Origin of the sequence: Sphingorhabdus sp., from assembly GCF_044374345.1 — a bacterium.
In the GTDB taxonomy this organism is placed as follows: domain Bacteria; phylum Pseudomonadota; class Alphaproteobacteria; order Sphingomonadales; family Sphingomonadaceae; genus Sphingorhabdus_B.
On the sequence record NZ_JBILOS010000023.1, the window covers coordinates 1 to 26,238 of the forward strand.

The 26,238-nt window shown below is 54.9% G+C and carries 22 protein-coding genes; 10 read left to right on the top strand and 12 right to left on the bottom strand.

Going from position 1 to position 26,238, the window contains the following annotated elements; genetic code table 11:
• Nucleotides 1-144: 144 nt before the first annotated feature.
• The gene (locus tag ACIQ5B_RS03850; RefSeq protein WP_397597889.1) at nt 145-1,251 is read left to right on the top strand and encodes a fatty acid desaturase family protein; all 1,107 of its coding nucleotides are present in this window, start codon (nt 145-147) and stop codon (nt 1,249-1,251) included.
• A gap of 36 nt (nt 1,252-1,287) precedes the next feature.
• Here ACIQ5B_RS03850 and ACIQ5B_RS03855 read toward each other — a convergent pair whose 3' ends face one another.
• The 7 genes from ACIQ5B_RS03855 to ACIQ5B_RS03885 all read right to left on the bottom strand — a co-directional run bounded on the left by ACIQ5B_RS03855 (nt 1,288) and on the right by ACIQ5B_RS03885 (nt 7,626).
• Nucleotides 1,288-2,205 carry an ROK family protein gene (locus tag ACIQ5B_RS03855; protein WP_397597871.1) on the bottom strand — a complete coding sequence of 306 codons (918 nt, stop codon included), beginning with the start codon at nt 2,203-2,205 and terminating at the stop codon, nt 1,288-1,290.
• Nucleotides 2,198-2,623, bottom strand: coding sequence for an MFS transporter (locus tag ACIQ5B_RS03860; RefSeq protein WP_397597890.1), 426 nt, complete (start codon nt 2,621-2,623; stop codon nt 2,198-2,200). Before ACIQ5B_RS03860 ends, ACIQ5B_RS03855 begins: the two co-directional genes overlap by 8 nt.
• Nucleotides 2,624-2,824: 201 nt before the next feature.
• A complete protein-coding gene (locus ACIQ5B_RS03865; RefSeq protein WP_397597872.1) occupies nt 2,825-2,986 on the bottom strand; it encodes a hypothetical protein in 162 nt (53 codons plus the stop codon).
• Between the two features lie 119 nt (nt 2,987-3,105).
• Nucleotides 3,106-4,020, bottom strand: a complete 915-nt coding sequence (locus ACIQ5B_RS03870; protein WP_397597873.1) for a winged helix-turn-helix transcriptional regulator — start codon at nt 4,018-4,020, stop codon at nt 3,106-3,108.
• Nucleotides 4,017-5,330: a serine hydrolase domain-containing protein gene (locus ACIQ5B_RS03875; protein WP_397597874.1), complete on the bottom strand. Its 1,314-nt coding sequence runs from the start codon at nt 5,328-5,330 to the stop codon at nt 4,017-4,019. The genes ACIQ5B_RS03870 and ACIQ5B_RS03875 overlap by 4 nt, the downstream gene beginning before the upstream one ends.
• Before the next feature lie 2 nt (nt 5,331-5,332).
• The gene (locus tag ACIQ5B_RS03880; protein WP_397597875.1) at nt 5,333-6,970 is read right to left on the bottom strand and encodes a TonB-dependent receptor; all 1,638 of its coding nucleotides are present in this window, start codon (nt 6,968-6,970) and stop codon (nt 5,333-5,335) included.
• Nucleotides 6,904-7,626, bottom strand: a complete 723-nt coding sequence (locus tag ACIQ5B_RS03885; protein ID WP_397597876.1) for a TonB-dependent receptor — start codon at nt 7,624-7,626, stop codon at nt 6,904-6,906. The genes ACIQ5B_RS03880 and ACIQ5B_RS03885 overlap by 67 nt, the downstream gene beginning before the upstream one ends.
• A gap of 140 nt (nt 7,627-7,766) precedes the next feature.
• Between ACIQ5B_RS03885 and ACIQ5B_RS03890 the strand changes: the two genes are divergently transcribed.
• From ACIQ5B_RS03890 to ACIQ5B_RS03920, 7 genes are read left to right on the top strand one after another with little or no spacing between them, the layout of a single operon-like run.
• Nucleotides 7,767-8,714 carry an NAD(P)H-dependent flavin oxidoreductase gene (locus tag ACIQ5B_RS03890; protein ID WP_397597877.1) on the top strand — a complete coding sequence of 316 codons (948 nt, stop codon included), beginning with the start codon at nt 7,767-7,769 and terminating at the stop codon, nt 8,712-8,714.
• Nucleotides 8,715-8,718: 4 nt separating this feature from the next.
• Nucleotides 8,719-10,215: a carotenoid oxygenase family protein gene (locus ACIQ5B_RS03895; protein ID WP_397597891.1), complete on the top strand. Its 1,497-nt coding sequence runs from the start codon at nt 8,719-8,721 to the stop codon at nt 10,213-10,215.
• 1 nt (nt 10,216) lies between these two features.
• Complete coding sequence (locus ACIQ5B_RS03900) at nt 10,217-11,911, top strand: class I adenylate-forming enzyme family protein (protein ID WP_397597878.1); 1,695 nt, start codon at nt 10,217-10,219, stop codon at nt 11,909-11,911.
• 1 nt (nt 11,912) lies between these two features.
• Nucleotides 11,913-13,142 (top strand): acetyl-CoA acetyltransferase, encoded by a 1,230-nt coding sequence (locus ACIQ5B_RS03905; protein WP_397597879.1) that lies wholly within the window; start codon nt 11,913-11,915, stop codon nt 13,140-13,142.
• A gap of 4 nt (nt 13,143-13,146) precedes the next feature.
• Nucleotides 13,147-14,304 carry an acetyl-CoA C-acyltransferase gene (locus tag ACIQ5B_RS03910; RefSeq protein ID WP_397597880.1) on the top strand — a complete coding sequence of 386 codons (1,158 nt, stop codon included), beginning with the start codon at nt 13,147-13,149 and terminating at the stop codon, nt 14,302-14,304.
• A gap of 8 nt (nt 14,305-14,312) precedes the next feature.
• Nucleotides 14,313-16,031 (top strand): phenylacetic acid degradation protein PaaN, encoded by a 1,719-nt coding sequence (paaN, locus tag ACIQ5B_RS03915; RefSeq protein ID WP_397597881.1) that lies wholly within the window; start codon nt 14,313-14,315, stop codon nt 16,029-16,031.
• Nucleotides 16,021-16,458, top strand: coding sequence for a lipocalin-like domain-containing protein (locus ACIQ5B_RS03920; protein WP_397597882.1), 438 nt, complete (start codon nt 16,021-16,023; stop codon nt 16,456-16,458). Before paaN ends, ACIQ5B_RS03920 begins: the two co-directional genes overlap by 11 nt.
• 118 nt (nt 16,459-16,576) lie before the next feature.
• Here ACIQ5B_RS03920 and ACIQ5B_RS03925 read toward each other — a convergent pair whose 3' ends face one another.
• From ACIQ5B_RS03925 to ACIQ5B_RS03945, 5 genes are all read right to left on the bottom strand, one after another.
• Nucleotides 16,577-17,626: an AraC family transcriptional regulator ligand-binding domain-containing protein gene (locus tag ACIQ5B_RS03925; protein ID WP_397597883.1), complete on the bottom strand. Its 1,050-nt coding sequence runs from the start codon at nt 17,624-17,626 to the stop codon at nt 16,577-16,579.
• Nucleotides 17,627-18,420: 794 nt separating this feature from the next.
• Nucleotides 18,421-19,671 (bottom strand): DUF3526 domain-containing protein, encoded by a 1,251-nt coding sequence (locus ACIQ5B_RS03930; RefSeq protein ID WP_397597884.1) that lies wholly within the window; start codon nt 19,669-19,671, stop codon nt 18,421-18,423.
• Nucleotides 19,668-21,113: a DUF3526 domain-containing protein gene (locus tag ACIQ5B_RS03935; RefSeq protein ID WP_397597885.1), complete on the bottom strand. Its 1,446-nt coding sequence runs from the start codon at nt 21,111-21,113 to the stop codon at nt 19,668-19,670. The genes ACIQ5B_RS03930 and ACIQ5B_RS03935 overlap by 4 nt, the downstream gene beginning before the upstream one ends.
• Nucleotides 21,110-21,820 (bottom strand): ABC transporter ATP-binding protein, encoded by a 711-nt coding sequence (locus ACIQ5B_RS03940; RefSeq protein ID WP_397597892.1) that lies wholly within the window; start codon nt 21,818-21,820, stop codon nt 21,110-21,112. Before ACIQ5B_RS03940 ends, ACIQ5B_RS03935 begins: the two co-directional genes overlap by 4 nt.
• Nucleotides 21,820-23,937, bottom strand: coding sequence for a TonB-dependent siderophore receptor (locus tag ACIQ5B_RS03945; protein ID WP_397597886.1), 2,118 nt, complete (start codon nt 23,935-23,937; stop codon nt 21,820-21,822). The genes ACIQ5B_RS03940 and ACIQ5B_RS03945 overlap by 1 nt, the downstream gene beginning before the upstream one ends.
• Before the next feature lie 367 nt (nt 23,938-24,304).
• Here ACIQ5B_RS03945 and ACIQ5B_RS03950 point away from each other — a divergent pair, with 367 nt between their 5' ends.
• Nucleotides 24,305-24,949 carry a HupE/UreJ family protein gene (locus tag ACIQ5B_RS03950; RefSeq protein ID WP_397597887.1) on the top strand — a complete coding sequence of 215 codons (645 nt, stop codon included), beginning with the start codon at nt 24,305-24,307 and terminating at the stop codon, nt 24,947-24,949.
• 10 nt (nt 24,950-24,959) lie between these two features.
• Complete coding sequence (locus ACIQ5B_RS03955) at nt 24,960-25,574, top strand: transmembrane anchor protein (protein ID WP_397597888.1); 615 nt, start codon at nt 24,960-24,962, stop codon at nt 25,572-25,574.
• Nucleotides 25,575-26,238: the final 664 nt, after the last annotated feature.

Sequence of the window (26,238 nt, forward strand, 5' to 3'; positions counted from 1 at the left end):
GCTGGCAAGCCTGTGCACATGTTAGGCTTAACGCGCCGAAAGAAAGCGGCCATAATTCATATATTCTGCCATTTTATCGCCACGACTAATGCCTATGTAGGGTCAAACAGGTCCGACAGGCAGATTGATACGCGCATGAGTGAAATGTTACTGACCCCGCACACGCAGGTAGACGGCGCCGTTTTAGGCGGTGATCTCGTCGGCCGTGCAGCGCGTCTTAAACAGGTTCCTGATGACAAAGCTATGTTGCGCGCGGTTGCCGAACTCACGCGGGATCTTGCCGCGCCGAACCCGCGCATTTTCTGGTCGGATTTCCTTTTGTCGGCGCTGCTCGGCTATGCCGGGCTGGCGGTGGCTATCATGTCTGGAACTCTGTGGATTCAGTGCGTTGCGGCTTTGGTCTCTATCCTTGGCCTATATCGCGCCGGCGGCTTCATTCACGAAGTGACGCATGTGAAGCATTCCGCGCTTCCCGGTTTCCGCTTTGGCTTTAACGCCGTGATTGGTGTGCCGCTGCTCGTGCCGTCTTATATGTATGAAGGCATCCACAACCTGCACCACGCGCGCACGCGTTATGGCACCGATCAAGATCCCGAATATCTGCCCTTGGCGCTGATGAAGCCATGGACGCTGCCGGTGTTCATTATCGTTTCGTTGCTGGCGCCCATTGCTTTGCTGTTCCGCAACGCCGTGCTTGCGCCGCTGTCGCTGTTTATCCCTGCGTTGCGCAAGGTCGTAGTCGAACGTTATTCGGGTCTTGCGATCAACCCTGCATTCCGGCGCAGACCCGCCGAGGGCGAGGCACATCGCAACTGGATCGTGCAGGAAACCGCCGCCAGCATCTGGTCGATTGCGCTGCTGACCGGCGTATTCACAGGCTTCATCCCGCTCCAGTCTTTCCTGATCTTCCTTGCCATCGTCGCAAGCGTCGCCGTACTCAACCAAGTCCGCACGCTTGTTGCGCATTTATGGGAAAATGATGGTGAACCGCTGAGTGTGACCGCCCAGTTCCTCGACAGCGTCAATGTCCCGCCCCCCGGCCTGCTGGCAGAGATCTGGGCACCTGTGGGGCTGCGTTACCACGCATTACATCACTTGCTGCCCAGCGTGCCTTATCATGCCCTTGGGACGGCGCACAAACGCCTGACCGCACAATTGGCGCCCGATTCGGCTTACCACCGCGCCAATTATGGCGGGCTGGCCGGATTGGTATACCGTCTTGCACGCAGCACATGGGTGCGCGGCAGTTAAGTCGCCAAAATTAGGGTCAGGCCAAAAACGCCTAACTTAAGCACGCCGTAAGGCAATGACTGGCGATGGCTTTTCAAGCTCCGCAAGGCACAAGGCACCGACGATGCCCGCGTCCTGCCCAAGGGTTGGTTCGCAAACAAAATATTCGGATTCAACGTCCTCAGGTGCATAATCACCCAGATGGTTCAACATTGCAGCGCGGGTAGCTTCAATCAAGCCGGGGGTTTTGCACACGCCGCCGCCCAGAACGATGCGTTGGGGCGACAAGGTGAGTACAAGGTTCGCGCAAAGCTGTCCTAAATAGTCGGCAATCAAGTTATGCTCTGCACTGCCAACGGAAAAGTGACTGAGTGGCTGCCCGAAGCGCGCCAATATTGCTGGACCAGCGGCGAGACCCTCTGCGCAACTCGTGTGGAAACGGCAGCATGAGGGAGCGACATCATTGTGATGTCTTTGCAACGCGATATGGCCGATCTCTGGATGCAGCAGCGCGGGAAGCGGTTTGCCATGGCAGAGGATCGCTCCCCCGATGCCGGTTCCGACCGTTAGGTATATGCCAAGATCATAGCCTCTTAATGCCCCCAAAGCAGCCTCGGCTATACCAGCGGATGCGACATCGGTTACAATATTAGGGGTAAGTCCAATGGCTGAACTTAGAGCCGTAGCAAGATCAAAATTACTCCATCCCGATTTGTTGGTCTGCAGCAACCTGCCATAATTCTTTGCCTTTGGGGCAACTATAATTGGGCCAAAGGCACCGACGCCCAGCGCTTCAATCTGCCCGAGCCCGTCGCGATGCGACCGCAAGAATTCGGCGATTTGCGGAATAAGCAATTCAGGAACGATGGTCGGTAAGCTGGTCTGCTCCAATATCGTGCCATCATCATAGCCAATAGCAACTATGGATTTCGTACCACCAAGTTCAATTCCGCCAACCAGGCGTTTATTAGGCATTTGTAAGTCCACTTTCCTGCTTGGCAATAACACGCGCAACCATCGGCCGAGCCAGCAGTAACGCAAACACCGCTAACAGATAAAGTCCCGCCATCATTGCAAAACCAGCAGCAAGACCTGTGTGCACTGCAAGGATGGGGAGAAGAACGGTGGTTATCCCGGCACCGATAAAGCCAAGCATGGTCATAAGCCCTGCGGCCGTGGCGCGCGCTTCGGCGGGCATCACATCATGCATCGCGGCGTAGATGCAACCGTCAAAAAGGCCTTTGCCAAAACTGGTCGCGAACAGCAACAGTCCGACCAATGGAACGGAAGTGACGAGCGGGAAGGGTAAGAGGAAGAGGGCCGCAAGTGTCAAGCCGATGGCCAAAACGGTAAAGCGCCCAACCGAACTTTTCGCGGCAAATGAAGGGGCTATCTGTTGATCGTGCCAGTTCCCGCTTCAGGCCCGCGCGCCATGCCTCGGGCGTTCGTGCGCCGGGATAGGTACCGGACGGCAGTGTCCAGTCGTCCGGCGCAACAAACGGCAAGTTGAGCATGACAGATGCTTGCATAGGATGCACATGCGGATCGACAAAACCGGGCATTAGCACCTTGCCGGCGAAGCGACGGTCAACCTCTACGTCCCGACCGCGTGTCCAAGGATGATGCCGTCGGACACGGCAACAAAGCGCGCGCTGGGTAAAGCCGGTTCCATCGTAATGATCCGAGCGGCTTCAAATATCGTAACTTTACGTCCAGCTGTTGCGGCTGTGACAAGCGGTAACGATGCTAATGCCATGAGTGCGTGCCGACGATTAGATGTCCACATGTAAAGCTCCGAAAAATGATGGGCTGCTACCCACAGATGACGTCCATTAAAGAACTGAATGCGATAGGGGGCCAGACATGGACTGGCATTTACCGCTTCGCTTCAAATAGAATATTTTCGATATGCAATGTGCCGCCGCACGCGCTGCAGACAGGCCGAAGGGATAAATCATGTGTACATGATTTATGCGTCAGAAGCAGTGGCGGCCCTTTTTGGTCGGCGTACCAGCGATCACCCCAGTGTAATAATGCCAGCAATACCGGGTAAACATCGCGCCCTTTTGCTGTCAGGCGATATTCAAACCGGTCCTGATGCGACGAATAGGGCCAAGCTTTTACGATACCCTGATTTTGCAAACGTTCGAGCCGGTCAGACAAAATATTTGTCGCCATCCGTGCGTCGCGTTGAATGTCGTCAAACCGACTGATACCCGTAAAACAGGCCCGTATTACCAAAGTTGACCAACGGTCACCGAACAGCTCAATAACGGAATCGGTCATAGTTTTGTTGCTACGTTTGACCGTAGCCGCAGCCGACTGCTTACGCCGACGCCCATATGTCGGGGTAACCTCGCTCAGGCCGGGGCCAGCTTCCCAACCGACCATTCGCGGATCAATTTCCACGCTGCAGCTATTGCAAACGGCCAAGGGGTGCATGACGTGGCCGCAGTCCCGATGGCTAAGGGTAACATGCATATCACGCTCACCCGATGCCCAAATATGCTGCCAACGCTGAACCATTAATGCTGCTGGAAACAGGTCCCGTCCTTTTTCCGTCAGCCGGTAACCCGCTCCACGCTCTCGCAATTTGACAAAAATTCCCGCCTCGACCAGCTTTCCCAAGCGGTTGCTGATAACAGAACGGGCCACACCCGTTTGCACGACAAAGTCATCAAAGCGACGCCGTCCAAGAAATGCCTGTTCCATAATCAACAGAACAGGCACGTCGCCGACTACCTCCAGCGCGCGCCAGATGGAGCAGGCCCGGATTGTTTCATGCTTCACTGGGCGTCCAACAGCCTCTCGGCAATCGCCTGATAGGCTGGTAGGGATATATCATCGAAAGCGACATTAGACGCTTGCGGGTTAGAAGCAAAGCGGACAATCACCATTTCGGCCACCGGATCGACATAGATGGTCTGGCCATGGATACCGCGCGCGTTAAACGCATTATGGCTATTATGGTTTATCCACCATTGGCTTTTATAACTTCCCCCCGTCAGCGCTGTATATCCGGCCTTTGCAAACGCACTTTTGCTGCCGCCAGCACGGATTTTAGCAACCACAGATGTCGGGACGATCTGCTGGCCATTAAACCGTCCATTCAAGCGCATCATCTCGCCGAAACGCGCCATATCGCGCAAGGTTAGGTTCAAGCCACCTGCGGTAAATGGATAACCTGCGCTATCAACGACAATATGGGCATCATGTTCTGCGCCGAGCTTTGACCAAATATGCTCGCTCAACGCCTCATGCGGGCGCTTTCCCGTAACCCTTGCGATCAGCCAGCCGACCACTTCGGTATTCACTGACTTATAGGTAAAGGCTTCGCCATGCGTCCCCTGCTTGGCAATGCTCGGCAGATAGTCATAGGCTGCGCGCGGCCCCGTATAATTTGGTGGAGCAGGCAACATACCTACCGATACGCCAAAGCGCACAACATCGGCCTGTGGATCGGTATAGTCTTCAGAGTAAGAAAGCCCCGTTGTCATATCGAGTATCTGGCGCACCGTCGCATCACCAAAGCCGCTCGCTTTTAATTCCGGAATGTAGCGCGACACCAATGCATTTTCGTCTAACTTACCTTGCGCAATCAGCATCTCGGCAACTGTGCCAAAATAGCTTTTGGTAACCGAAAATGCGATATGTGGCTGATCCGCGTTCATGACACCATTATAGCGTTCATACACAATGCGGCCCTTATGCAGGATCAATACGGCATCGCCATACACCGCCTCAAACGCCTGTGCCCAGGTCATCTTTTCGCTGCGGCCAGTGGGTGTGAAAGTGACGGCGTCAAGGTCTTTCCTAAGCGCCAGCGGCATTACAGACACGGGACCATTGCCCCGCGAAATGCGCGATGTTGGCATCAAGTCCCGATAATGGGCAAAAGACCAGCGGGTTTTCGGAAATGTATAGAAACCGCCGTCGGAAAAAAGCACGCGCTTTTCTGGGGGCGGCGGACTGCCCTGCATCCAGCCCATCTGGACCGGATCACTTTCTGCTGGGCTGGCTGGCGCCTGCTGCGCCTGCACCGGAGTGCAGGTGAGCAGCAGGGCAGCTGTTAAGGCCCGCTTTATGCGGATAGCCTTCATCTTCAGAACTTCATGCTCGCCTGAAGTGCGACGTTACGTGGCCGATCAAAAATACCGGTATTTGCAACACCGGTATTGCCGGTCAGTGTCGTCGCTAAGGGTAAAGAGCCTGCAGTCAGAATGATCCGCTCGTTCGTCAGGTTGCGGCCAACTAGCGCTAATTCCCAGCCATCGTCAATTGTACCCAAAGATAGACGCGCGCCTAATTTAGAATAGCCCTGCTGATAGGTCGAGCTGTCAAGGACGTTGGCGCTTGTCTGATAGCGGCTCGAGAAGTCGGCATTGACGTTGAACACGATCTGCAGATTATCGCCTACAGGATAGTTGAAATCGGCGGCCACATTGCCGGTCCATTTCGGTGCCATGGTTGCGCGCGCGCCGCTATAGTTACAAAAATTGCCCGGCTGGACATTCGGCGCTAGGCCGAAGGGGCATTGTCCACGCAGAAAGTCTGTATATTTGAAATCCAAATAGCCGACTGCGCCGCTGAGTTGGAGATGATCCCCAATAGCCACCCGACCTTCAGCTTCCACACCGCTCACCTTGGCAGCCGAAGCATTGTCAACGTTGAAACCAATGCCCCCGTCAAAGGTCAATGTTTGCAGATCCTTATAGGTGGTGTTGTAATAATTGACCGCAAAGCTGAGGTTCCGGCTCTTATATTTCAGACCAGTTTCGTAATTGTCCGCCTTTTCCGGCCGGAACTGGAATGCGCCGGGAAAACCGGGGGTGGTCGGCAACGAGTTAGAGCGGATATCGAACCCGCCCGCCTTTGCGCCCTTGGCGTAGGACGCATATGCCATCAGTTCAGGCGTGATGTCATATTGAATATTCGCCATTGGCGTCGTCACATTTTCGGAGAATTCGCCGCTGATCGAATGATTAACCACGCGCACTGCGCCCCAAACTGCCCGCACGATGTTGATCGGGGTCAAATTGGTTGGCCCAGCTGAGATCACAAGATCACGATTGCCCGACTTCTTTTCGTTGCTGTAGCGCACACCTGCGGTTACCCGCAACTGATCGGTAATCGCATAGGTGCCTTGCGCGAAACCCGACCATAAATCGGAATTCTGCAGGAACTGCCGGTCACTTCGCGAATCGCCCAGCGGTCGGAAACCCGCAAACGGACCTGCCAGTGTCTTGAAAAAGTCACCAAATACAACGGTATCGCGCGCCTTTAGCTTAGACGTCTGAAAATAGACGCCGGCCAAATAAGTGAACGGCCCATCACCGGGCGATGTTAGCCGGATTTCCTGCGACAATTGGTCATAGGTTTCGCCTTGGTTGGTGCCGTCAAGCATTGGCAGAGCTGTATAATCAACATCCAATATTTCGTTCGACTTATAATGTGCAAAACCAGAGATCAAATTGACGGTGTGTGCGCCTGCTTCAATATCGATATCGAGTGTCGAATTTAGGATCTTGGTCCGGCTATCAAAAACTCCGCTCTGTGACCGGCCATCGAGAGTGGTATCAATAGTCGTGAAAAAGGGCGACGCGCTGTAGGTTCCGCGCGGCAGTAAGTTCTCACGTGCCTGACCTAAAACGGCGAAATCAGCATGTTCGATTTTCAGCGACGCCGTAACTGGGCCATCCTTGCCCAAGCTGAACGTGCCGCGGAAGAACTTGGTATCCACATTCGGCTCATCGCGATTTTGGGTGTATTAAAGATATACCCGTCTTGCTTGCGGTAATAGCCAACCAATCTAACCGCAGCCATCTCGCCAATCGGCGCATTGATAATGCCCGTTAGCTGTGTTTCTTTATGGTTGAATTCATAAGAACCGGTCAACGAACCCCCAAAGTCATCGCTCGGTTTGTTGTTTATGATGCTGATTGCGCCCGCAATCGCATTCTTGCCGAACAAAGTAGGCTGCGGTCCACGCAGCACTTCGACGCGCGCGACATCAACAATCGGCATGCGCACCAGTTGATCGCGGCCATAATAAATGCCGTCGACAAACATCGCTGCCGATTGTTCAAATCCCTTATTGTCGCCCGACGATACGCCCCGGATTACAATCCGGTTAGCAATGCCCGTCTGCGTGATACGCAGATTTGGTACGCTGGACGATAGCTGCTCAAGATTGGCCGTCCCCGTTTCGGAAATCGATTCACCCGATACCGCAGAAATCGAAATCGGTACGCGTGACAAACCCTCTTCGCGCTTCTGCGCGGTGACAATAATCTCTTCAAGGCCGCCGCGATCTTCGTCCGCAGCATCCTGTGCCCAGGCAAATGACGGTGTGACCAACATGGTGGTGGTCAAAATAGCTAATACGGATTTTTTCATTTCATTCTCCCCTAAAATCTATGCCCTTACGTAGCGGCAACTCCCTCACTGCCTACAAGGACATGTCATGAAAGTATGACTATACAAACTAGTTTCTTTATGCAAGTTACACTTTGTCGAAATGGAGGACGAGACTTCCAATGCCCCTTTCCGCGCAACTGTTGCGAAATCTCTCGCTGCCGGCAATCGGTGCGCCCATGTTCCTGATTTCGGGGCCAGAGATGGTGATCGCCCAAGCCAGAGCAGGAATGATTGGAAGTTTTCCAACGCCCAATGCGCGTACGCCGGAGATCCTTGACGGTTGGATGCGGCAGATAACCGAAGCACTGGCATCTGATCCACGGGCGGCCGCTTGGGCGGCAAATTTGGTGGTGCACCCGTCCAACGAGCGTCTGCCCGCTGACCTGGAATCTGTTCTGCGTTACAAACCGCCGCTCGTGATTACCGCGCTTGGAAACCCGGCCCGTGTCGTCGATGCCGTCCATAGCTATGGCGGGTTGGTATTTGCCGATGTCAACTCGGTAGGCTTTGCCCGCAAGGCGGCTGCAACTGGCGTAGATGGCTTAGTACTGGTCGCCTCTGGCGCCGGCGGCCATACCGGGCAAACAGCCGGCTTTGCCTTTGTCGAAGAAGTGCGGCAGTTTTGGGATGGCCCGATTGTGCTGGGCGGTGCCATTTCAACCGGGCACGCAATCCGTGCTGCGGAGATTCTTGGTGCGGACCTCGCTTATGTCGGCACCGCCTTAATCGCCTGTGCCGAAAGCATGGCGGATGCAGCCTATAAGGACATGGTCGTGGGCGCAGGCGCAGAGGATATTGTGCCATCAAATGGCATTACCGGGATTACGGCCAACTGGCTGCGACAAAGTCTGGTTGCCGCTGGCTATGACCCCAATGATATGCCTAAAGACAAAAAGCCCAATTTTGAAAATGCACAAGATGATGCAAAGGCATGGAAGAATGTCTGGTCCGCCGGACAAGGCGTCGGCGCGGTAAAGGCCGTTGAACCAATCGCGCAGATCGTCGCGCGGCTGAAACAAGAATATGATGCGGCATGCAATTTGCCGCGCTTTTTTACTACGGAGTGAAGTGATGACAATCGAACTTGTTGGTACAGTACGCTCGACACTGAAATCTACTGACCACCCTTATATGCAAGGGGCATGGACGCCGACCTTCAATGAATGGAACGCCATTTTTGCCAATGGCGACGCCGAAGTCATCGGTACTATTCCTGACGACATTGACGGGGTGTATGTTCGGACGGGCGAGGTTCCCGTGCACGAACCCATTGGTCGCTATCATCCTTTTGATGGTGATGGCTTCATTCATGCGATCAGTTTCAAAGGTGGCCGCGCAAGCTATCGCAGCCGCTTTGTCCGCACCAAGGGCTTTCAGGCAGAACAAGAAGCCGGCAAGGCCTTGTGGGCGGGGCTCATGGAACCGCCGCACAAATCGACCCGCCCCGGCTGGGGTGCGCAGGAATGGTTGAAAGACTCTTCCTCAACCGATGTCGTGGTACACGCTGGCAAGATCCTCTCGACTTTTTACCAATGCGGCGAAGGCTATCGCTTAGATCCCTTTACGCTGGAGCAGTTCGGTACCGAGGGTTGGGTGCCGCTTGACGGCGTGTCGGCGCACACAAAAGTGGATGAAGCGACCGGCGAACTGATGTTCTTCAATTATTCCAAACACGCGCCCTTTATGCATTATGGCGTTGTTGGCGCAGACAATAAGTTAAAGCACTATATCCCTGTTCCACTCGCCGGGCCGCGCCTTCCGCATGATATGGCTTTCACCAAAAATTATGCCATCGTCAACGACATGCCGCTCTATTGGGATCCCGAATTGTTGCAGCGCAACCTGCACGTTGTGCAGTTTCATCCCGATGAGAAAACGCGCTTTGGCATCATCCCGCGCATGGGCCAGCCGGAAGATATTCGTTGGTTCGAAGCGGAGCCGACGTACACGCTCCATTGGCTAAACGCGTGGGAAGAAGGGGACGAGATCATCCTCGACGGCTATTATCAGGAAGAGCCGCAGCCTAAATCCCATCCTGACGCGCCCGACGGTTTAGAGCGCATGATGGCCTATCTGTCACAAGGGCTGATGAAACCCAAGCTGCATCGCTGGCGCTTTAACTTGAAAACTGGGGCAACGATTGAGGAGCGCCTCGACGACCGCATACTCGAATTCGGTATGATCAACCAGAAATATGCAGGGCGCAAATATCGTTATGCGTATTCGGCGGTACCAGAACCCTATTGGTTCTTGTTCACAGGTCTTGTGAAGCATGATCTGGAAACAGGGACAAGCGAAGAGATTTGTTTTGGGCCCGACCGCTATGGCAGCGAAAGCCCCTTTGCACCGCGTATCAATGCCAAGGATGAAGATGATGGCTACCTCGTCTCCTTCATCGCCGACGTCAAAAATGACCGTTCCGAATGCGTGTTGATTGACGCGAAAAATTTTAGCGCGGGCCCCGTATGCCGGATCATTCTACCCGAACGCTTTTGTTCAGGGACGCATTCAGTTTGGGCGAATGGCAATGACATCGGCATGGGTCCGAATAGCGTGTTGGCGGGCTGACATGATTGTCGCGGGAGAAGAAAAGCGGCAGAAATATAGAGAAGAAGGCTGGTGGGGTGACCAAACCCTTGCCGATCTATTCTTTGCCAATTGCACAAAATATCCGGAACGGATGGCGTTGATTGACGCGCCCAATCGGGGGGATTTTGCTTTCGGTGCTCCGCGCCGCCTGACCTATGCCGAAATGCGGGCCGAAGTGGAGCGCTATGCAGGGGCGCTGGTCGCCGCGGGCATTGGCAAGGATGATGTGATTGTCATTCAACTGCCCAATATCAGCGAATTCGTTTCACTCTATTTTGCCGCCGCGACCATTGGCGCGATCGTCAGTCCGGTCGCGGTTCAATATCGCACGCATGAATTGTCGGCGATGTTTGGCATTGTCGAACCCAAAGCCTTTATCTGCGGTACGCGGATGCAGCATAACGACCATCTTGCTGTTGTGCGGCCCTTACTGGGCAATCACATAAAACTGATGACCGTTGGCCCCGATGCGCCTGCCGATAGCATCGATCTTGACGCGCAGCCTGCGCAGCCTGAATTACTTGCGGCGCATTGCGCCGAAACCACAATCGATGCCGATGATGTCTTTACCATCTGCTGGACATCCGGGACGACAGGCATTCCAAAAGGCGTGCCGCGCAGCCACAACCATTGGGTGGGGATCGCCCCCGCAACCTATACGACCTCGCAGCTGCAAGACGGCGATGTCATGCTCAATCCCTTTCCGCTGATTAACATGGCGTCGATTGGCGGAATCACGATGAGCTGGCTGCGGATCGCCGGCACAATGGTGCTGCATCACCCGTTCGACCCGCAAATCTACCTCGGTCAGATCGCGGCCGAGCGGCCAAGCTTCACCATTGCCCCACCCGCCATCCTCAACATGCTCCTGCAAAATGAGGCGCTCCTCGCCAAGGTTGACCTGTCCAGCCTGCGCACCATCGGTTCAGGGTCAGCGCCGCTGGCACCGGCAATGGTGCAAGGATTTCAGGAGCGGTTAAATCTGCCGGTCATCAACATCTTTGGATCGAACGAAGGCATGTCGTTGATCACCGCACCCGATGTCGTGCCTGATCCAGTCGAGCGGGCAAGTTATTTCCCCAACCACCTCAAGCTCGCGCCCTTTTATGGCGACATGCCCAAGCGCATACTGGAATCCCGATTGGTGCCGCCAGCGGGTGGGAAGGTAATTATCGAGGACGGCATTCCCGGCGAATTGCAGGTGAGAGGCCCCACTGTATTCGAAGGCTATTGGAAGGCGCCCGAACAGACCCAAGCAGCATTCACCGAAGATGGCTGGTTCAAGACGGGGGATCTGTTCGAAATCGCGCAAGGCGGACGCTTCTTGAAGTTCACAGGCCGGTGCAAGGACCTGATCATTCGTGGCGGTGTCAATATCTCGCCCGAAGAGATTGACCAGTTGCTGGGCGGGCACCCCGACCTTGCGGAAGCATGTGTTTTTTCATTGCCCGACCCTGTTATGGGTGAGCGTATCGGGCTCGCTGCGGTTCCGCGCCCCGGCGCTGAGGTTACGCTGAATGACGTAACGAGCTATCTCAAGAAACAGGATCTGGCGGTATTCAAATTGCCCGAACGCCTGTTTCATTTTGAAAGCCTGCCGCGCAATGTGACCAATAAAGTGATGCGCAGCGAAGTACGTGAACTGGCGCTCGCCATGATCGAAAAAGGAGACTGACATGTCGGCAGAAATTTTCATATTGGGCGGCGCGCAGACCGATTTTGGACGCAACATCGACCGCGAGGGCGGTGGGATATTTGAACTGTTCCGCGATGTGGCCGAAGCGGCTTTTGTGGCAACCGGAATCGAGCCCAAAGAAGTCGACACCGCGCATGTGGGTAATTTCGTTGGCGAGCTATTTGCCGGGCAGGGCCAGCTTGGTGGGTTTTTCGGCCATGTCCATCCTGACCTTGCGGGCATTCCAACCGCACGCCATGAAGCGGCCTGTGCCTCGGGCAGTATCGCGATCCTGGCCGCGAGTGCCGAGATTGAGGCGGGGCGCTATGGTCTTGCGATGGTGCTGGGCATTGAGCTTATGCGCAACGTGCCCGGACAACGCGCTGCCGAATATTTGGGCTCTGCCGCGTGGGCCGGACGCGAAGCGCAGGAGGCGCGCTACTTGTGGCCCCATATGTTTTCCAATGTCGCGGCTGAATATGAAGAGCGCTATGGTCTCGACCGGGCGCACCTACGTGGCATTTCGGAAATCGCTTTTGCTAATGCCAAGCGAAATCCGAATTCGCAGACGCGCAATTGGGACATTACGCCCGAACATTTCACCGACAATGATGCGCTCAATCCGCCGATCGAAGGCAGCTTGCGCAAGGCCGATTGTGGGCAAGTGACCGACGGAGCCGCCGCCATTTTCCTTGCCTCTCGTGCAGTCGCGCAAGCCTATGCAAAGCGGCGCGGTATCGCGCTAGAGAGTATCCCGCGCCTTAAAGGCTGGGGACATTCAACCGCGCCTTTGCTCTATGCAACCAAAGTCAGCGACAGCCGGGGGCAACCTTATGTCTTCCCCACTGTGCGTAAGGCGATGATGGATGCATTGAGCCGCGCCGGCATGGCGAATATTTATGCATGTGACGGCGTTGAGGTGCATGATTGCTTCTCGATTACCGAATATATGGCGATTGACCATTTCGGCATTACCCCGCCGGGCGAAAGCTGGCGCGCGGTGGAAGATGGCACGATTGCCTTGGGTGGCAAGTTGCCGGTCAATCCGTCTGGCGGCCTGATTGGGCTAGGCCATCCCGTTGGCGCCACGGGTGTCCGCATGATGCTCGACGCCGCTAAGCAGGTAACGGGTAAGGCCGGTGACTATCAGGTGGAAGGCGCCCAGAATTTCGCGACCTTTAATGTCGGCGGCAGCGCGACCACCTCGGTAAGCTTTGTGGTGGGCGTCTGACCACATGAGCGAAGTCTATATTTACGACGCTGTGCGCACCCCGCGCGGCAAAGCGAAGCCGGACGGCGGGCTGAGCGCCCTGACACCGCAGGAACTGGTGAAGCAGCAGATTGATGCGCTAGGCGAACGATGCGGCGATATCGCACATGCACCTGAGGCCCTTTTGTTGGGATGTATTGGTCAGATCGGGGATCAGGGCGGGCATATCGCGCTGGTTTCGAAGCTACATGCTGGCCTTCCTGATGCGACGGCGGCCCATAGTATAAATAATTATTGTGCATCTGGGCTATCCGCCATTGGTCAAGCGGCAGCGATGGTCGGCAGCGGACAGGCGAGTTCAGTTTTGGCCGGGGGTGTTGAATGCATGAGCCGCGTGCCCTTTATGGGCGACAAGGCAAGCTATTATACAGATACCAGTTTTCCATTTCGCACCCGTTATATTCCGGTTGTGCTCGCGGCGGACCGTCTCGCTGCAGCTGAAGGCTTTAGTCGCGCCGAACTTGATGCCGTAGCCCTTCTCTCACAACAAAAAGCTGCGGCTGCTGAAAGCAACAGTGCGTTAATCCGTTCCCGGATTGCAAGTGGCACGCTTCAATCAGAAGAATGTATTCGTCCAAAGACAGACGCTTCGGCGCTTGCTGCGATGGCTCCTGGGTTCGCTGCGTTACAAGATCAATATGCGGATGCACTAAACGGAGACCGGTTCGAGCCGCTTCACACCTTAAGCCATGCCCCTCCAGTGTGCGACGGCGCTGCAATTGCGTACGTAGGGCAAGCAAAATTGGGGCAACCACGTGCGCGTATTTTGGCCTTTGCCGAAAGTGGCGGCGATCCCATAGAATCGCTCACGGCAGGCTTTGCTGCAATGGAGAAGGCACTGGCACGCGCTGGTTTAACTTTGGCCGATATGGATCGGGTGGAGTTCATGGAATCCTTCGCCGTTACCATCGCCAGATTTCTACGCGACGACCGTGTCGACGCCGCTAAAGTCAATGTTTCCGGCGGCCATATTGCCAAGGGGCATCCCATGGGCGCCAGTGGAGCGATCCTGACATCGACATTGCTGGATTGTCTTGATGAGGCAGATGGAACGCTGGGCCTTGTCGTCGTCAGCGGCGCATCAGGCGTAGGTGCAGCGATGATCGTCGAACGACTGAACTGAGAGAGAAGATGACCGAAACGCTTGAAGACTTGACGGCCCGTCACGCGCATATGATCGAGGCTGCGATTGCAGCTGTAAGCAGCCGGAAAAGCTGGAGCCCGTTTCGCGATTCCCCTAGCGCAAAATTTCACGCGCCCGGTGCGCCCGAGGCCGGTAAGGCGGCATTTCATGCGCAATTAGGCCGGCCTTTCAATCTTGAACAGCCGGCTATTGTAGGGCGCTGCGGCGCGGAAATATCGCCTTTCACCCGGCAACCGCTGGGCATCGACTATCCAGTCAGCGATCCGTCCGCGTTGATCGACGCCGCGCAGGCGGCGATGGCGTCATGGCGCCATGTTGATCCTGAAGCGCGCATTGCCTTGTGCATCGAAATGGCAAACAGGCTCTACGCCCGAAATTTCGAAATGGCGCACAGCGTGATGCATGTCGCCGGACAAAGCTATACGCAGGCGTTTAGCGGCAGTGGTCCCAATGCGCTCGATCGGGGGATAGAGGCGCTGGCTTATGCGGCAAAGGCGATGCGCGATGTGCTACCCGCGGTCCGCTGGGAACGGACTTTTGGCAAGGAAGACGTGTCGCTCGACAAATGCTTCCGCCTTGTTCCGCGCGGAATTGGTCTGGTCATTTGCTGCGCATCTTTTCCGACATGGAATGCCTATCCCGCCATGTTCGCCAGCTTGGCAACCGGCAATCCAGTCATCGTGAAACCGCATCCGATCGCAATTCTACCAATGGCGATTGTGGTTCAGACATGCCGCAATGTCCTTGCAGATTATGGCTGCGATCCCAATTTGGTCACGCTCGCCGTTGACACGTTGGAGGCGCCAATTGCCCAGCGCTTCATTGATGACCCGGCTGTCCAGATTATCGATTTCACGGGCAGTCCGCGTTACGGCGGGTATTTGGAACGCACCGTTACGGGAAAACTGCTCTATACGGAAACGGCCGGAATTAATTCGGTAGTGCTCGAGGGCTGCGACGATTTGGCGGCAACCGCGACCGCCATTGCGCGCGCCACGTGCCTTTTTTCGGCACAAATGTGCACCAGCCCGCAAAATATTTATGTCCCTGCGGACGGTATCGAAACGGCTGATGGCCATCGAAGCTTTGACGAAGTGGCGGCAGCCTTGGTCGCTGCCGTCGATGTGATTGCGGACAACCCGTCTGTCGCGGCGGGAATCATGGGTGCAGTACAGGCAGAGCCAAGTTGCCAGATTGTACGAAATTTGGCCGAGCGTGCAGCACAGAATCCCGATGCCCGGATATTGCGTGCGCCAACGTCCTATCCGCACCCAGATTATCCCCAGGCGCGGACGATGACACCGCTCATTGTCGCGCTGCCTGCGGGCAATGCCGCCCTTTATGCAGAGGAACATTTTGGCCCAGTCATGTTCATCATCGCGGCCACAGACCGCGATGCAGCGGTTGAAGAGGCAACCCGACTGGCCCGCGAACATGGCGCAATCTCATCCTATCTTTATTCCAATGATGATGCATTTATCGACAATGCGATCACCGCTTATGAAGGCAGTGGCATGAATCTCTCCATTAACCTGCATGGCGCCATGTGGGCCAATTTTGCCGCCGCCTATAGCGACTATCACGTCACTGGCCTCAATCCAGCTGGCAATGCGTGTTTGGCCGATCTTGCCTTTGTCGCCAGCCGCTTCCGCATCGTCCAAAATCGCCGCCCCACATCCCGAAAGGCTGACGCCCATGCCGCATAGTCCTAAAGATTTCATTGGTGCTTGGCATCTTGTCGATTGGCGGATCGAATATTCGGACGGGGGCGTAACCCGCCCCTTTGGTGAAGGCGCACACGGCTATATCATCTATGCGGATGATGGGACAATGACTGCAAGCATATCAAAGGCAACGCGGCCACCATTTGGCATCGCCAATGCCCGCAACGCGACGATGGAGCAAAAGGCCGCGGCCTTTGATAGCTATTTTCACTATGCAGGCCCCTGGCGGATTGATGGCGAAGTGGTGGTGCATCAGGTCACAATGTCGCTTAACCCCGACATGACGGGGACTGATCAACGCCGATTGGCGGTTTTCAACGGCTCTAGCGGGCTGACGCTGTCAGCACATGAGGCGTCAAAAGATGGCGTTAGCCGGCATCATATTTTGCAATGGCAGAAGTTGGGCTAACGGCTGGTAGCCCGTTCAAATCCAGCCGCCATTATGTATGTACTGCGAAGCCTATGCTCGCCTAGGGCATGGAATAACTCAACCTGGGAACGGATTTCGCAAGCCCCAATTCACGGCGTTAGGGACGCATTTTGCGCGCAATGAGCCTTTCTTGGGTAGGGGAATGGCCACGAATTCTTTCAAAAGCGCGCGAAAAACCACTGACATTACTATATCCCAGCAGCGACGAAATGTCAGATATCGGCGTACGGGTAAGCCGCAACAGATAGTCTGCCAATTCTACCCTGGCTTTTTGCAACAGCTCCCGAAAACTCGTGCCTTCTTCGATCAACAAACGCTGCATCGTGCGCGGGTGCATGTGCAGGGCGCGTGCAGTCCAATCCAGCGTACATCGGTGATCGCCCAGATTGGACCGAATATTGTGAAACACGAGGCTGGTTAGGTCATTCGGGTTTGGTACGGCCTGCAACAATTGGTCGAAATGCTGTGTCAGAACAAAGAGCAGCGCAGGATTTGATGTTGCAATGGGTTTGGAAAGATCGTCCTCCGAAAAAGCAATCTGGTTATGGAGCATGCCGCAAAAAACAGGGCAATTAAAATGCCGACGCATAGCGTCGATTGCCGCGAATGAATCCATGTCAAAATAAATGCCGGTCGGGCGCCATTGTTGACCAGTAATGGCTTTCACTGCCGTGACAGCCAGCGTCACCGATAAAAGCACCAACTGAGGATTAGCGCGCGCACTTTGTGCTACATCATGGCAGCGCATGAATACAAAGCCATCGTCTACAATCAGTTCCCAATGTGATGATTGGCTATAAAGTTTTTGATATTTAATGAAGTTTGCGAATGCGGATCCAATGTCAGGACTTATCGCCGGTAATTGACTGATAATGCCATATTGCAGCGGTTTTTGAATAAGTCCGAGCCGAAACCCCAAATCGGGCATGTTTTCCGCTTCAGCGACATCTTCCAGAAAATCCGAAACGGCTCGAAACGGAAGAAGCCCGCCTGCTGAAGACAGCGCTCCACGATCAATACCAGCGCGACCAAGATAGAAAGCAATATTGATACCTGTTTGTTGCGCAAGCTCGTCGCAACCCGACAGGACATCACTGCTGATCAAACGGTCATCAACGGCGTTAGTAGTTCCAGAATGCGTATCCATCCACGCTGAACGATCGCATTGACGATTGGACTGTTCGGCGCAGACCTCAGGCCTATCTTGCACCCTCTGAAGTACGTGCCGGCAATCATAATTGGCATATTTGGAAATATCAGCAGTGCGAGCAGACGGGTACCTTCTTCACGGGCGGCCTGTTTCCGCAAACACGCGCTGATCATCTTGCAGATTGTCGTGCCTCGTTCGGGCGCGACGCGCCTTATGCACGTGCAAAGCCATGGCCGGTGGGAGACATGCTACGCGCGCTCAAAATTCCGGTACTGGTCATTTCTGGCGGGCGCGATCCATGGTTGTCCGTAAGCGTTAAGCCCGGCCATTCCTATCGCAATATAGAATATGTTCACTTTCCGGATGGGCTACATTGCCCAGATGTTTACGGCGCTGCAGAGGGCGCCTCGGTATTCAACAGAGCTCGCCTTCTCGGCGGCTTTTAACCGACACGAAGCGTCAAATTGCCAGCTTGAGGTGCTTCCTCTGACCCGAGCCTCCATTTTTTGGCAAATGAATGAACGCCGGTTTTGGGTCGGAAGGTGCCATGACACCTGATCAACGGCGAGGGCCGATTAGGCTTTCCGCCACAATAGACTGTTCCATTTGGAGCGCTGGCGAACGGTGTTCGACGCCAACGGCCCTTCCCAGGCAAAAGCGGTTTAAGTGGGGGTTGGGATTGGCGGGCCAGTCCCAAAGCGTTACGGATGATCGTCGCTCATCCGTTTTTAGGAGCGAGCCGAACATTCTTCACGCAATTTGCTCAGAAGGCTTTGGTGCAATATTATGGTTCAATTCCACCTCGGTGCCTTGCTAAAATCGGCCTCGCGGAATGGCGTTTCGTTAAAGAGATAGGGATAATAAAATTTCCGTAGCCGTTCATGATAAGCGCGGATTCGGTCCTGATAAGCCAGACCCGCGCGAAGATCTGTCTTCGCTTGACGGTGCAGCACCACCTGCACGCCAACTGCAGGCAATAGAGAGCCAATCCGTGATGTCCATTGGTCACGCGCTTCGAGGCCATTTCGATAGGCTTGGGCTTGGGGCGCTGCCGCAAGATCGCCCAAATGTTGAAAAGCGTAATACCATTTCCAGTGGAACCCACCTTCGACGGGCTTGGTGTTCCTCCATTCAGGATAAACTTCGAAAAAGGCCTGCATAGTCTCTTCCTTTGGCTGGTCCCAACCGCCATGGATTTTCTCGCGCTGTTCAAGCGTCAGCTCTACGCCCTGTCGTACAGGGACGGCTGCGTTGATACCCAGATGCGCCAGAGCGGGCAGGATCAATGTGAGCACCAGCCAGCTTGCGGCGAGCGTTGCGGCATTGGTAACCGAGCTCCAGCCTTTGCGGTCCACCAACAGGCATAGCACAGTCCAAAAACCCAGATAGGCGGCAGAAACGGTAAAGAAAATCAGGATGCCGCCAAACTTTGCCCCTGACAATAAGCCTCCTGCCGCAAGTGGTATGACGAGCGCCAACCACAAAAGCCCGGTGCGCAGAACAATACGCCGACGCCACAGGCCTGTTTCGCTTCGTGCCATGGCAGCCAGCAGATTAAAGCGTCCTGCCTCGCGCTCGCTTGATTTCAAGTCATGCAAAAGAACGATGACGAACAGAGGCGCGAGATATGTGAGCACAAAAGCCCAGTCGAACCGGCCGGGTAGCGCGAGCTCGGCATTGTAATTCTCACTCTCATAAAGTTGCGCCTCTAACCCCAGTGCGCGCACGCGAAGGACATAGGGCGCAACGTCACGCTGGCCAATCGCGGCGAATGCGAGCGCCGATGGATTATCCCAAGTTGCATGGAAGGTATAATAAGCGGCGTTTCCGGCATCACCTTCTTTCGAAACCCATTTAGCAATAGCGGCAACATCATTGGCCTGTTGTGGTTGGATACGGGCAATAGTCTCCTTTTGACGTGCTATCTCTGCCATGCCTGCCCAGACGCTGGTTATGGAGAGGATTGCCATCAGCAAAAGTGCAGGCAGTGCCAACCTTTGCTTAAGGAACACATGTGCCTCTTGGTGCCACAGCCCCTTCATGCCGCGCCTCCAAGCCGGCGCGCCGCAAAGCGCATGCCAAGCAGGAGAGCAACAAGCCATCCCAAGAGAATCCATAAGCCCGGCAGCGCGGCCCGCAGTTTTTCAGACGTTGATGCCGCACCATACCTAAAGTCGGGCACGTCTTGCCAATGTTCGGGATCGATCCGAACGCGGCGTGCAGCCTCGGGGTCTGTGTTACGATTACTGTCATCATCATAAGTGATGGATTTGGTCTGCAAAGCATTCAGCTGCTGGACGATCGCGAAACGATAGGCTTCGGCCTGTTTTAGGAACCGTCGATGTCCTTCCAAATCGGTACCCGACGCGGACATGGATAGACGGCGTAACGCGATGGCCGGGCTTATCAAGCCGAAAACATCTGACTGAAGGCTTTGCGTCCTATGTACAGAAAATTGGCGGTTCGCATATTCATCGAACAGCCTGGATGTCAGCTTTTCGCCCTCCATTGCCAAGAGTCCGCGATAATTGACGGGCAGGTCTTCGACTTTGTCAACGCCATATTGCTGTAACGTGCGCGCTTTGAAGGCGGTGAAATGGGGATCGTCCGGATCATGGCTATCCCCCATGTTACGCAGATCTTTCTGGACGGCGATATCCGTTTCCAACCGCGTGAGTGCGGGGTTGGCCGCAACCGCAAGATCGGGCGCGATCCGCGGCAGCAAAATTACCGCGAACGCCCATAACCCTATCAAGGTCATAAGCGCCCCTCGCGCATGGCTGGACAGCGCCGATATAATGACGATCAACAACACCCAGATCGCAAGATACAGCGCGTAGCCAGAAAATATGAAAAGGCTCGGCGCAAACGGTGCCCCCTGGGTCACCACTAACCAGCCAAGCGCAAGGGCAGCGGGGGCGAGCATCAAAGCCGCTATTCGACCAAGCCCTAGTGACTTGCCGAGAATGACGTTGCGTGCCGAAACGCCATGCGCAAAAAGCTGCCGGATGGTACCGCGTTCCCGTTCGCGCGCGACTGCGCCAAAACCGATGAAGATCAACATCAAAGGCGCAAGTGTCTGCAACACAAAGGCGGGGGTTAGCTGGCCAAACCGGACGAGCAAGGAACTTTGCCGGACATCACCGAAATTGGCGCTGTTTTGCCGGTGGCCCTCCAGATAAATCGTATTGCCCGTAAACGCGTCCACGCCGGGATCAAAAGCCGCAAGCACCGGCAGCGGGCGGAATACGAAATGGCCGTAATGGACCATGCGGTGCGGATGCCGCGCAGGAGCACCATCAAAGGCCGCATCAGCTTGTTGCTGGAATCTGGCGCGGATGGAGTCGCTTGTGTCGCGCTGGGCAATCGAAGTCAGCGCGGCGATGAGCGACAGCGCAATCAGGATGACCAGCCCAAGCATCGCAACGCGGTTCCGACGGAGCAGGCGCCATTCGTCGCTGGCAATTAACCGGATGCTGCTCATGCAGACACGGCCTCGCCATAGCGGCGGTGCAGGGCCATCACGTCATAGCCTTGCGCACGGCTCACCTCTTCGACAATTCGCCCCGAATCGAGAAAGCCGATCCGATCAGCACAGTCGGCTGCCCCAAGCAGATCGTGCGTAACCATCAGGATTGCGGTGCCTCGCACTTTGAGAGTCGCGAGCAGTGCATTGAAGTCGGCGGTAGCTCGCGGATCAAGTCCGGAGGTCGGCTCGTCCAGCAACAGCACTGGCACTTGGCGCACGACCGCCAATGCAATCGCGACCTTTTGTCGCATGCCCTTGGAAAAGCCGGATAGGGTTCGGCTGCGGGCTTCGACTTGCAGGCCTGCCGCATCAAACGCCGCTTCAATTTCTACCCTGCTGTGCGTTTCACCAGCCAGCGCCAGAAAATAGTCAACATTTTCCCGTGCCGTTAAATGCTCATATAGCGCCACATTTTCGGGCAAATACGCAATCTTGTGCCGGGCGGCCTCCTCTTCGTGGGCAGGGTTTATGCCTGCAACCATCGCAGAACCTGATGACGGTTGGAGAAACCCAAGCAACGTGGAAAGCGTCGTCGACTTGCCCGCGCCATTGCCGCCCAGCAGCGCATAGATTTCGCCCGTCGCAACCGACAGCGACAGGTTATCGAGCACTGTCTTACCACCACGTTCAACACGCAGTTCCGATATTTGAATGACGGTCATCAGAACCGGCTCCGAACACCAATCGACGCCGCCCTCGGCGTTCCGGGTTGCACCCATAAAGACGCATAGCTGTTGGCATACCAATGTGCATTGAACAGGTTGCGCACTTCACCGAATAGTTCCACTCCTTCGGTCAATTCAAACTGGCCAAACAGACGCACCAAATTGTGCGATGGCAGTTTGAATGTCGTGCCGGTTTCGCCTGAACGCTTACCAACATGCTGCACTCCGGCACCGATCTGTCCATTCATGGAACCCAAGGTAAATTCCTGCGTCAGCTGAACATTCAAGCTATGCTTGGGGATGTTGATGAGCGGATCGCCCGGCCGGATCTGGAACGAGAAATTGGGATCGAGGATCAACGAGCGGGATTCCGCGTCCGTATAGGCATAGCTGAACAATAGACTAAGCGTGGACGTGATTTGCCCGGCGATATCCATCTCCGCACCGCGGCTTCGTGCCTTGCCGACCGTCACCAGAAACCCCGGATTGGCAGTGTCCGTTGCCAGAACATTGCTCTTCGTCATCTCATACAGCGAAAATGTTCCCGTCAGTTTTCCGTCTAGAAGGCTCAACTTTGTTCCAGCTTCGATAGACTGGCTGGTTTCGGGATCGAATATCCGGCCGGCGGCATCTGTGCCGATATTGGCGCGAAAACCTTCGCCGTACACGGCATATAGGGACATTGCGTCAGAGGCTTCGAAAACAAGACCCGCTTGCGGACTGAGGCGACTTGCCTTCCGCTCACTCTGCACAGTTGTAATGCGATTGTTGGTTTGCAACTGGAAGTCGTCGTAGCGTGCGCCGATCCGCACCTGCAGCCTGTCGGTGAGGTTGATCTGGTCCTGCAGGTAGAAACCGGTCGATTTCTGGATGTCTACCCGATTGGTTAGTGGTGCCGGAGTGGGCAAAGGAAAGCGCCCATATACCGGATTCTGGATGTTGATGATGTTTGCGGCCAGATCAGAGGGGTTCCCCGAAACTGCCGGTGGACGGAAACGCCGAAAATCTTGGTCATTTTCGAACTTGTCATAGTCTGCGCCGAACAAAATGCGATGCCGCATTCCGCCAAGCGCAAATTCGCCGGAAACTTCCCCGCGTAGGACAAAATGTTCGGAATCATAGACCCGAGAACGGCGCTGGCGGGAGAGCGATTGACTGTCGGCGAACAACTTCTGACGAGAACGGACCAATTCCGCATCGGACGATTGCCCGGTGAGTAAGGTGTCCCTGTGGCTCACACCCAGCTGCACACTCCATTTGTCATTGAAATCATGCTGGAGCCGCAGTTGATGGCCTTCTGCGCGCGCTACATGATCCCCATCGCCTGGCTCGCCCAAGTAGCGGCTGCGCGGTACCGTCGTCAAATTGTTGTTCAGTACAACAATGCCCCGGTCAAAAGGTACCGCCACGCGCGTCCATTCCAAATCATAGGTCAGCCGCGTCTGGTCGCCGAGCCTAAGGCCAACAGAGGGCAAAAAGCCGCGGCGATTTGACTCGATCGTGTCGCGGAAACTCTCCGCCCCCTCCGCATATCCGACCAAGCGGACAGAGAGCTTCTGTCCGATCGCCACATTGGCATCGGCTTCTGCGCGCAATCGATCAAAGCTGCCATATTGCAACGCGGCCGATCCGAAGCTGTTGCCATAGACAGGCTGTTTGGTGACAATGTTGATGGTTCCCCCAGGCTCGCCACGCCCCAACAGTGCAGCGGCAGGGCCTTTCAAAACCTCAATGCTTTCGATCCCCGCCACGTCGCGTTGACCGCCAAAACCGCGTCCGCCGTTAAAGCCGTTGACCAGATAGCCGCTAGGTAAATTCTCGTCACCGGCAAAGCCGCGAATGGCGAACGCGTCCCATAACCCGCCCAAAGTATTCTGCCGCGCGACGGAGGCGTTGAGATCGAGAGCATCTGTTAGCCGCAGGATATTATTGTCCTCCAACTGCTTTGCGTCGATCGTTGCAATTGCCTGCGGAATTTCCTTCTGATCAAAATCGCCGCGATACGCCTGACGGATGCCTGTCACCGTAATTTCAGCGTCATCAACCTCTTCGGCATAAGCGGGAACGGTCGCTAGGCATGAAATACCAGCCAGCAAAATGGATGTAGAACGCACGAATGTATCCTCCCAAGATCTCAGAAATCAGCAATAATGTGATAGAATATCATTACATTGTCAATCCTCTGCTATGGGCAGCTCAATTTGCGCATAGTCCGGCAAGCGCGACGCGCCATTGTACTGATTGGAATCTGCATGATCGGGCCAGCCAACGGCTGCAATTCTAGCGGCGACGGCCCCGCATTCTGGCCGGCCCAATTGAAGCCGCGGTGCAAAATGTTTTGACGGCAGCAAATGTTGGTGCTGATGTGGCACTGACCACTTGTCTTAAATTTGCGCAGGAATCGGCGTCGTGAAAATTCCAATGATCAGGCTTTTTTCTCCGTCATGGGCTTGGTTTTTCGGTACCCTTCTTCTGTTCTTCATGCTGGGGGCGACAGATGCTTTTGCCCATGGTGTTGCCGAGGGGGACCAAGGCTATGTGCAGGAAGTAAGCGGGGTTCAATTCGTGCCGTTTATGTATCTCGGCGCGAAGCATATGGTCACGGGCTATGACCATTTGCTGTTTTTATGCGGCGTCATTTTCTTTCTCTACAAGCTCAAAGATATCGCACTGTATGTTACATTATTTGCGGTTGGCCACTCCTGCACAATGCTGTTCGGGGTGCTAGCCGGTGTCGGTGCCAACGCGTACATGATTGATGCGATCATTGGCTTATCCGTGGTCTACAAAGCGCTTGATAATTTGGGCGCGTACCGGCGCTGGTTTGGTGTGCAACCTGATACAAGATTGGCCACTTTTGTGTTTGGCCTTTTCCATGGCTTTGGCCTTGCCACCAAGATCCAAGAATTCGAACTATCTAAGGACGGATTGCTGCCCAACCTCATTGCGTTCAACATCGGGGTGGAGATCGGGCAATTGGTTGCCCTTTCGGCAATCTTAATCATCATGGGTTTTTGGCGAAGGACACGCAGTTTTGGGCGTTATGCTTATGCCGCGAATATATTGCTGATGATGGCTGGGTTCATGCTCGTGGGCTATCAACTGACTGGCCTGGCTTTAGCTTAAGGATATTTTTATGTTCAATTCTCAACTGCCTGACATATCTGAGCTACCGACATCGCGCCAACTTATAAGATCGACACTGATCGCATTGGTGGGCGCAGGCGCGTTGCTTGTGACCGTTGTTCTCCCATCGGAATATGGCATTGATCCGACTGGCGCAGGCCGCATTCTCGGCTTGACGGAGATGGGTGAAATCAAGATGCAACTTGCCGATGAAGCTGCCGCTGACGTGGCGTCTCAACCTCAGTTAAATGATACTCCATTAGCCGAAGCAACATCAAATCCTACTGTCGCGGTAGCTGATCGAACGGACCGTAAGGAGATTACCCTCGAGCCTGGGGACGCCGCAGAGATTAAATTGCGCGCGAATAAAGGTGTCAGCATCACATATAATTGGAGCGTATCGGGCGGCGCCGTCAATTACGACACGCATGGCGATCCGGTCATTAAACGACGCGGATTCTATCATGGATATGGCAAAGGCAAAGCGTCAGTCGGCCAAAAAGGCAGTATCGTCACAGCCTTTGACGGCACGCATGGATGGTTTTGGCGCAATCGGTCCAAACAACGCGTGATCATTACTTTGCAAACAAGCGGCCGATATACCGACATTCAGCGCGTTGTTTAAAGCGCTACTTTTCGCATTCAATGATGATGGCATGAGAGCGATCAGGCTAGCATTTTGATGGAATGATCCTCCAGTCAGCCAGCTTTTTGCCATCACAGTTCCGCAAGCAGCCTTTCCGGGCAAAGGCGGCTTGGGTGGGATTTGGGCCGCAAAGGCTCTATCGCCTAAAGCATTGAAAACTGGAGCGGGCGAAGGGATTCGAACCCTCGACCCCAACCTTGGCAAGATTCGGCTCTATGAAATTTTGTCTTTATTTCAGATTGTTGTTTGGCTCTTGGAAAATCCGAACACGATCCGAACATTCTCCACGCAATTTGCCCAGAGCGGCTTTTGTGCAATGTTTTGGCGGAAGCCGCCACATTGAACGATCCCGCCACTTGTGATTCCGGTGTTCAGGTTTCCAGAGACGTGCGGAGGGTAACAGTGCCCCGAGAGCAATAAGACATCCGCTTATTTATTTTGCGGAGTTTCGGCTAAGCAAAATGCCATGAGATACAGCGAGATGGCACCACGAGTATTACTCGCGATGCCATCCTTCCGGTACCTTTGTCCCACGCACTTAGCCAAAGTGCGAGAATGGAATTCAACTACCAACTTTTGTTAGAGCGTATGGTCGGTCTGATTAAAATTTGTAGCCCACTTCGACACCCATCAGGCGACGTGC